Genomic DNA, 7,532 nt, shown 5'->3' with positions numbered 1-7,532 from the left:
CGACGCGCCGGCTTCCACGAACACCGGAGGCACCCGCATGATGTCCCGGTTGCGATGCCGATAGGCGTAGCTGTCGAAGCGCTTCAGGGTCCGCTCGGCATCGGCGCGCTCCGGAGCCTCGACGGCCTCGATCCAGCCGCTCTGCGCCTGACCGTCGAGCACGGAAGTGAGGGCGAGACAGGCCCGCTCGGCTTCAGCGATGGTGCGGATGCTGTGGTCCCGCAGCTTCGGCAGCAGCGCCAGAAATACCCTCGCCGTCGTCAGGGAGTCACCGAGGGCGGAATGCCGGTCGGCGACCTCGACACCGAGCCAGGCGGCGAGCTTTTCCAGCGTATAACCGGCCAGTTCCGGTGCGGCGATCTGCGCCAGCAGCCGTGTATCGAGGGTACGCGGTCGCAGCCACGGCAGGCCGGCAAGATCGCATTCGCGCTTCAGCACCGCCAAGTCGAACCCGACGGTGTGCCCGATCACCATGGCCTGGCCGAGAAATCTGTGGAAATCCGGCCAGACATCGGCGAACGGCGGCGACTGCGCGACCATGGCATCGTCGATGCCGTGAATGCGCGTGGTCTCCGCCGGGATCTTTTCAGCGCCCGGCCGCAGCAATTGGCGAAACGCGCCATCGCCCGCCAGCTTTCCACCGGACAGGCGGACCCCGGCGAGCTCGATCACCCGCGCCTTGCGTGGATCGAGCCCGGTGGTTTCGGTATCGATGACAACGGCGTCGAGCGACAAAAGCGGGACGCCGCCACTGGTGCTGTCCATCGCCCCTCCTGACCCGCCGCTACATGATGATCATGCCGCGACATCCGCGAGCAGTGTCCGTTGCACCGCGGCCCGGTCCATGCGCGAGATCAATTCATCGTGGATGTTGCACAGGCTGACACGGAGGTAATTGCGGGTGGTCTGGAAATCCCGCCCGCGCAGCTTTTCGTGGATCGGCATCATGGCGAAATAGGCTTCCGCCAGCGGATCGGGAATATCCATCACGCGCCTGGGCGCATGCCCGCCAGCCAGATCGAGCCGATGCGCAAGGTCGTTGCGCGCTGCAAGCCAGGCGGCCTCGCCGATCGAGGGAGGTACCGGATAGCGGTCGAACACCGAAAGAACGACGAGGATGAGCTGGTCGAGAATCTGCCGGCGCTGCATGCCGTCGGCCTCGGAGGCCAGCACGCCATTGATCATTTCGCCGACCATCGAGAGGCCCAGCGGATAGGCCTGCCAGCGCGAATACTCGACGGATTGCGCGAACTCCTTCTCGGCAAACAGAACCTTGGCATAATGGCCCGCGCGCGCGCGGGAATATTCGTAGATTCCCTTCTGCACGATGAAGGCCGATTGCGCGTCGACGAAGTCCGCCAGCGCCTCCCGGTCGCAAATCGGCGGACGCGGGCGAAACAACTTCTCGAACAATTTCATCGCCGTCTTTCCCGCAAAATGGACCGGAGACAGTTCGCCAGCTTATCCGGCATCTGCCAAGTCCTATGTTTTCAACGTCCCTTCGCTTCGCAGTTGCAACATTCTCATATTCCCCGAAAGTATAATAAAGCCGGAAGCGTTCGTAGTGCTAGCGTTCAACTTCTCCATATCGGCGCAAGACCGGATGGGGGGCGGCAGGGGGGGCGCCGCGCTGAAGGGATTTGCATTCCCCTCGATCAGTCCATCCGGCGCATTGCGACCGGTGCTTGAAGGAGGATTTGCAGCCCATGCCTGAATCTACAGACCTGAAACAGAGAGAAGAAGCCCACTGGGCAAAGACCTCCCGGCTGATGTGGATGCATCTCGGGGTTTGGTTCTTCTTCGGCTACATCATCCACATGTTCGTGGTGCCGCTCAACAAGATCACGGTTCCGATTCTTGGCTTCCCGCTCGGCTTTTACATGGCCGCGCAGGGATCGCTCATCGTGTTCGTGGTCATGCTGTTCATGTTCGCAAAACAGCAGGACAAGATTGACCGCGAATACGGCTTTGCCGAGGAAGACTAGGGGGAACGGACATGGCTACAGAATCTTCATCAGGCAGTGGTGACTTTCTCAACAACCTTGGGCGGGTCTACAGCATCTACACCGGCGGCTTCCTCGCGTTCGTCATTCTGATCGCAGTACTCGAGCAGATGGGGGTTCCGAACAAGATCCTCGGCTATCTGTTCGTGTTCTTCACGCTTGCGGTCTATGCCATCATCGGCGTTCTGTCGCGAACGGCGCAGGTCTCCGAATATTACGTTGCCGGCCGCAGCGTGCCGGCGTTCTATAACGGCATGGCGACCGGCGCCGACTGGATGTCGGCGGCGTCCTTCGTCGGCATGGCCGGCACCTTGTTCCTGCTCGGTTACGATGGCATCGCATGGGTGCTCGGATGGACCGGCGGCTTCGTGCTGGTGTCGATCCTGATCGGGCCGTACCTGCGCAAGTTCGGCGCCTATACGGTGCCAGACTTCCTGGCTTTCCGGTACGGCGGCAATTTCGCCCGTGGGCTCGGCGTGGTCGTGCTGGTTGCCTGTTCCTTCACCTATGTGACGGCGCAAATCTACGGCACCGGACTTATCGCCTCGCGCTTCCTCGGCATGCCGTTCGAACTGGCGGTATTCGCCGGACTTGTCGGCATCCTGGTCTGCTCGATGCTGGGCGGCATGCGGGCAGTGACCTGGACCCAGGTGGCCCAGTACATCGTGCTGATCATTGCCTATCTGACCCCCATCGTGATCCTGTCCACCAAGAAGTACGGATTTCCGATTCCGGAACTCACCTACGGACTGGCCATCTCGGACATTATCGCCCGGGAGCAGCAGATGCTGGCGTCCGGTCTTGCGACCGTCGCCAACCTCAAACCGCATATCTCGCCGTTCATCAACTACAGCCCGTTGAACTTCTTCGCGATCATCCTTTGCATGATGGTCGGCACGGCTTCGCTGCCGCACATCCTGATGCGCTACTTCACCACCCCGTCGGTGCGTGAGGCACGCCAGTCGGTGGCATGGTCGCTGCTGTTCATCTTCCTGCTTTACTTCTCGGCGCCGGCCTACGCGGCGTTCTCCAAGCTGGAAGTCTACACCAACATCATCGGCGCAGATGTCAGCGCGCTCAAACCGTGGATCTTCAATTGGGGCGAACTCGGCCTGATCCAGATCTGCGGCAAGAACGCCGGCAGCATCGATGCGATCGTCGCGGCCTGCAAGGCCATAGCCGGTCATACCGGCGTGGTCAGGCTGCAGGACTTCGTGATCAACACGGACGTGATCGTGCTCTCCACCCCGGAGATCGCGGGACTTCCCTATGTGATCTCGGGTCTGGTCGCCGCCGGCGGTCTCGCCGCCGCGCTTTCCACCGCTGACGGGCTGCTGCTCGCCATCGCCAACGCGTTGTCGCACGACGTCTACTACAAGATGATCGATCCCAGCGCGCCGACCGTGCGCCGGCTGTTGGTCGCCCGCGTCCTGCTGCTGATCGTCGCCATTGTTGCGGCAGCGACGGCCGCCACCAAACCCGGGGATATCCTGGCCATGGTCGGCTGGGCGTTCTCGCTGGCGATGGCCGGTAACTTCCCGGCACTCGTGATGGGCGTCTGGTGGAAACGCACGACAGCGACCGGCGCGATCTGCGGCATCATTGCCGGCTTCGGACTGTGCCTGTTCTACCTCGTCACGACCCGCTACTTCCCGGGCGCCGGCGTGAAGTATTACGGCATGACATCGCTGCTCAACCCGGTGACGGGGGCGCCGCTGGTCGACATCGCGAAAGCCATGGCGTTGCCCAACGCCATGGAGGCCTTCCCGACACTTGCGCACCCCTTGGCCAACAAGGTCGGCTGGTTCGGCCTGACCAACATCGCCTGCGGGATGCTGGGAGCGCCGCTCGGCTTCGCGGTCATCTACGTGGTCAGCCTGCTCGGCAAGGAACCGTCGAAGGAAATGCAGGCCTATGTCGACGATATCCGCAAGCCGCGCGGCAGGACGGTGCTCGAAGAGAAGACCACCTGAGAGCACTGCAACACATCTCGATGAACGGGGCCCTTCGGGGCCCCGTTTTGTTTTCGATGACCTCACGTCCGCTCTTGCCGGGGAAGTCGGCGCTTGTCATGGTTGGGAACGATCGTGGTGTCGTCACGCATCCCGGTTGTTCGATTGTCGAGGCACCACGGGAGCATCGGACGTTGGATACTGCAGCCTCAATCGCCACCTACTGGTATTACCACCTGCCGAACTTCGTTCTGGCGGCGTTGATGTACACCATGCTCGGCCGCTTCCTGCTCGGCCTGATGGTCGACGCGGATTCGCCGAACTATATCTGGCGGTTCTTTTGCCGGTTCACCGATCCCGTGATCGGCATCATCGCCATCGTGACCCCGAAGGTCACGGCTCCCGCCGTGCTCTGGCTGTTCGGCTTCGTCTGGATGTTCTGGCTGCGCGTCGTGCTCCACTACACATTGCTGGTGCTGAACCTCGCCCCCAAGCTCGGCGGAGCGGCGTCATGAACCGCAACTTCTATTTCATCGGCATAGCTTTCTTCGGCATGATCAACGGTATCTTCAACCAGCTCTGGCTGATCTTCGCGCTGCTCTACGTGCAGACGCTCGCCGCTCCCCTGCTGTTTGGCAACCTGTCGCTGACGTTGATGTTCGCGTCGCTGATGGTCTCGACCGCCACGGTCATTCTCGGCGGGATTCCGGCCGCGATCTACGAGCGGGTCACCGGCGCCCCGGAGTCAAACAACGTGTCGCTCTGGATCTGGCTTGCCACGACCGCGATTCTGGCGTTGCCCGCCGCCGGCAATTTTCTCAAGATCGGCCTCTAGCCGGCAGCCCTGAGGTTGAGGGCGCGAGACCTTGCCGCTACGCTGGCCTCAGGTCCTGCGACGACGGGGGACGGATCGTGGATGAGATGCGCCGGATTGCCTATACAACGGTGCTGCGCGCATGCGCCTTCGCGTCGCTGGCCATTTTCTGCGTCCTGATCGCCATGTCCTTCGTGCCGCGTTCCGCCTTTCAGGCGGGAGGTTTTCTGAGCTTGCTCATGACCCTCGTTCTCGTCCTCAAGGCCCGTGAAGCCCGCACCAAGGATCACCGCCGGACCGAGATGTGGCTCTATCTTCCCAAGGAAAGCCGCCCGCCGCAGGCCGTGGCGCAGAGGATGGTCTCGACGGTCATGCGCGAAACCTATTTGCTGTTCGCACGCTGGAGCGCGATCATCTCCATCGTGATGTGGGCGATTGCGCTGTTCTTCTCGGTCATTGGACTTTAGTTCGAGACCGCACGGATCGACGGCAGGTTCCCCGCGCGCGGCAAGTCTCCGCCTTTTGGCCTGGCTGATTCGCAGATGTGAACGCGAGCAGCGAGGTTTTCGAAGACCCCGGCCTGGACCGCGAAAGGCCATTTGCCCTGTAAAATCACGATCTCCGACCGATCGTGCCGATTGAATCGCCCCGGCGCAGCGGCATCCCGATCGCAGGCGCTGCAAATCGCGGCCAGCCGAAAGTACTATTGGGACATGCTTCCCGAGCCTGTAGTGACGCGCCTGATTGATTGCGCACTTATCCGACGCAACACACATGTTCGTGAATCAAAAAGAGACGGGAGCGATTCGACAATGTCCACAATAGCTGCAACTGAAAAAGTCAGAACCGGAGGCATGACGAAGGACGAACGTTTCGTCATTCTCGCCTCCTCGCTCGGCACCGTGTTCGAATGGTATGATTTCTACCTGTTCGGTTCGCTCGCCAGCGTCATCGGCGCGCAGTTCTTCGGCGTCATCGATCCCGCCACCAAGCTGCCGATGTTCAACCAGGCGACCCGCGACATCTTCGCGCTGCTCGCCTTCGCCGCGGGCTTCATCGTCCGTCCGTTCGGCGCCATCGTGTTCGGCCGCGTCGGCGACATCGTCGGCCGCAAATACACCTTCCTCGTCACCATTCTGATCATGGGCCTGTCGACCTTCGTCGTCGGCCTGCTGCCGAACGCGGCAACGATCGGCATCGCGGCGCCGATCATCCTGATCGGCCTGCGTTTGCTGCAGGGCCTGGCGCTCGGCGGTGAGTATGGCGGAGCCGCCACCTACGTGGCCGAGCATTCGCCACACGGCAAACGCGGCTACTACACGTCGTTCATCCAGACCACGGCAACCCTCGGCCTGTTCATGTCGCTGCTGGTGATCCTGTTCACTCGTTCCGCACTCGGCGAGACTGAATTCGCTGCATGGGGCTGGCGCATTCCGTTCCTGGTGTCGGTGTTCCTGCTCGGCATCTCGGTCTGGATCCGGCTCCGCTTGAATGAATCGCCGGTGTTCCAGAAGATGAAGGACGAGGGCAAGAGTTCGAAAGCTCCGCTGACCGAAGCCTTCGCCAACTGGAGCAACGCCAAGATCGTCATCCTGGCTCTGGTCGGCGGCGTGATGGGTCAGGGCGTGGTCTGGTACACCGGCCAGTTCTACGCACTGTTCTTCATGCAATCGATCCTCAAGGTCGACGGCTACACCGCCAATCTGCTGATTGCGTGGTCACTGTTGTTCGGCACCGGCTTCTTCATCGTGTTCGGTGCGCTGTCCGACAAGATCGGCCGCAAGCCGATCATCCTGGCAGGCTGTCTGATCGCGGCGCTGACCTTCTTCCCGATCTTCAAATCGATCACGTCCAACGCCAATCCGGCGCTGGAAAAGGCCATCGAGACGGTGAAGGTGGAGGTTGTTTCCGATCGTGCCATCTGTGGCGACTTGTTCAATCCGGTCGGCACCCGCGTCTTCACGGCGCCTTGCGACACCGCCCGTGCCTATCTGGCGCAGCAGTCGGTCAAGTACACCACCAGCTACGGTGCCGCGGGCTCGGGCGTGAAGGTCGTCGTCAACGGCAAGGACGTGCCGTATACGGCAGCGGCGGCGTCAAACCCGCAGGTGCTGGCGGCGGTGCAGGCCGCAGGCTATCCCAAGGCCGGCGACGCCCAGATCGTGAAGATGGCGCATCCGTTCGATATCTTCCGGCCGCAGGTCGCGGCGGTGGTCGGACTGCTGTTCATCCTGGTGATCTTCGTCACCATGGTGTACGGGCCGATCGCGGCGATGCTGGTCGAACTGTTCCCGACCAGGATCCGCTATACCTCGATGTCGCTGCCCTATCACATCGGCAACGGCTGGTTCGGCGGATTGTTGCCCGCGACATCGTTCGCGATCGTGGCCTCAACCGGCGACATCTATGCCGGTCTCTGGTATCCGATCATCTTCGCATCGATCACCGCGGTCGTCGGCTTCTTCTTCATGCCGGAAACCAAGGACGTCGATATCACCAAGTAGCCTGAACTGATCCGGCGGCCATCGCCGCCGGATCATCGTCACAAGCCGGCCGCGGATCGCTCCGCGGCCGGTTTTTTTGTTCTTCCCCCCTCCTCCCACGCGCGCTTGCGCGTGGCGGGGAGGGGTCGGGGGTGGGGGGCGCTTCAGCAAACTCGCTGCGAGTCGTGTTTGCAAACTCATTGGCAGCGGTCCAGGCCGATAGACCCCCCACCCCCGACCCCTCGCCCGACCCCTCCCCACCGCTTCGCGGGAGGAGGGG

The 7,532-nt window shown here is 62.1% G+C and carries 8 protein-coding genes; 6 read left to right on the top strand and 2 right to left on the bottom strand.

Features of this window, described 5'->3' with window-relative positions:
• Together Q7U29_RS15380 and Q7U29_RS15375 are read right to left on the bottom strand one after the other, a co-directional pair.
• On the bottom strand, positions 1 to 765 hold a 765-nt coding region (locus tag Q7U29_RS15380), incomplete at its 3' end, for a PolC-type DNA polymerase III (protein ID WP_304742860.1).
• Positions 766 to 795: 30 nt separating this feature from the next.
• On the bottom strand, positions 796 to 1,419 hold the full coding sequence (locus Q7U29_RS15375; protein ID WP_304742858.1) for a hypothetical protein: 624 nt from the start codon (positions 1,417 to 1,419) through the stop codon (positions 796 to 798).
• Between the two features lie 287 nt (positions 1,420 to 1,706).
• On the opposite strand from Q7U29_RS15375, the gene Q7U29_RS15370 reads away from it, so the two are divergent.
• From Q7U29_RS15370 to Q7U29_RS15345, 6 genes are all read left to right on the top strand, one after another.
• Positions 1,707 to 1,985, top strand: a complete 279-nt coding sequence (locus Q7U29_RS15370) for a DUF4212 domain-containing protein (RefSeq protein ID WP_304742856.1) — start codon at positions 1,707 to 1,709, stop codon at positions 1,983 to 1,985.
• Positions 1,986 to 1,996: 11 nt separating this feature from the next.
• A complete protein-coding gene (locus tag Q7U29_RS15365) occupies positions 1,997 to 3,976 on the top strand; it encodes a sodium:solute symporter family protein (RefSeq protein ID WP_304742854.1) in 1,980 nt (659 codons plus the stop codon).
• Positions 3,977 to 4,149: 173 nt separating this feature from the next.
• Positions 4,150 to 4,470, top strand: a complete 321-nt coding sequence (locus Q7U29_RS15360; RefSeq protein WP_304742852.1) for a hypothetical protein — start codon at positions 4,150 to 4,152, stop codon at positions 4,468 to 4,470.
• Positions 4,467 to 4,790: a hypothetical protein gene (locus tag Q7U29_RS15355; protein WP_304742851.1), complete on the top strand. Its 324-nt coding sequence runs from the start codon at positions 4,467 to 4,469 to the stop codon at positions 4,788 to 4,790. The genes Q7U29_RS15360 and Q7U29_RS15355 overlap by 4 nt, the downstream gene beginning before the upstream one ends.
• A gap of 77 nt (positions 4,791 to 4,867) precedes the next feature.
• Complete coding sequence (locus Q7U29_RS15350; protein ID WP_304742849.1) at positions 4,868 to 5,236, top strand: hypothetical protein; 369 nt, start codon at positions 4,868 to 4,870, stop codon at positions 5,234 to 5,236.
• A gap of 387 nt (positions 5,237 to 5,623) precedes the next feature.
• The gene (locus tag Q7U29_RS15345; protein ID WP_304742847.1) at positions 5,624 to 7,273 is read left to right on the top strand and encodes an MFS transporter; all 1,650 of its coding nucleotides are present in this window, start codon (positions 5,624 to 5,626) and stop codon (positions 7,271 to 7,273) included.
• Positions 7,274 to 7,532: the final 259 nt, after the last annotated feature.

Source organism: Bradyrhizobium sp., assembly GCF_030654605.1.
In the GTDB taxonomy this organism is placed as follows: Bacteria; Pseudomonadota; Alphaproteobacteria; order Rhizobiales; family Xanthobacteraceae; genus Bradyrhizobium.
This window is presented reverse-complemented; position numbering and strand designations above follow the sequence as displayed.

Bases quoted from the DNA above. Each gene is read 5' to 3' on its own strand.
- Q7U29_RS15365 (WP_304742854.1), top strand. From the start codon at position 1,997: ATGGCTACAGAATCTTCATCAGGCAGTGGTGACTTTCTCAACAACCTT.
- Q7U29_RS15370 (WP_304742856.1), top strand. From the start codon at position 1,707: ATGCCTGAATCTACAGACCTGAAACAGAGAGAAGAAGCCCACTGGGCA.
- Q7U29_RS15345 (WP_304742847.1), top strand. From the start codon at position 5,624: ATGACGAAGGACGAACGTTTCGTCATTCTCGCCTCCTCGCTCGGCACC.
- Q7U29_RS15355 (WP_304742851.1), top strand. From the start codon at position 4,467: ATGAACCGCAACTTCTATTTCATCGGCATAGCTTTCTTCGGCATGATC.
- Q7U29_RS15375 (WP_304742858.1), bottom strand. From the start codon at position 1,419: ATGAAATTGTTCGAGAAGTTGTTTCGCCCGCGTCCGCCGATTTGCGAC.